The sequence below is a fragment of the Marinitenerispora sediminis genome (assembly GCF_003336425.1).
Taxonomy (GTDB): domain Bacteria; phylum Actinomycetota; class Actinomycetes; order Streptosporangiales; family Streptosporangiaceae; genus Marinitenerispora; species Marinitenerispora sediminis.
Genome location: NZ_QEIO01000428.1, coordinates 1 through 244, shown reverse-complemented (window position 1 = coordinate 244; position 244 = coordinate 1). Strand labels below are relative to the sequence as shown.

The window sequence follows — 244 nt, the reverse complement described above, 5'->3', positions numbered from 1 at the left end:
AGTTCTCCTCCCTCGCCGACCTCCGGGCGCGGTTCGGACCGGCCGGGGTCCGGGAGTTCATTGTCGACTACCCCGACGGCGCCCCCGTCCGCGGCGCGGTCACCGACGACACGCAGATGACGCTGTGGACCGTCGAGGGCCTCATCCGCGCCGCGGACGGGGGCGCCGTCGGGGTAGTCGACAATGAACTCCCGGACCCCGGCCGGTCCGAACCGCGCCCGGAGGTCGGCGAGGGAGGAGAACT

1 protein-coding gene is annotated in these 244 nt (G+C 73.4%); it reads left to right on the top strand.

Translation table 11 applies throughout. From position 1 onward, the window contains the following. Window positions 1-244: ADP-ribosylglycohydrolase family protein (locus DEF28_RS27885; protein ID WP_199493602.1), on the top strand; the 244-nt coding region annotated here is incomplete at both ends.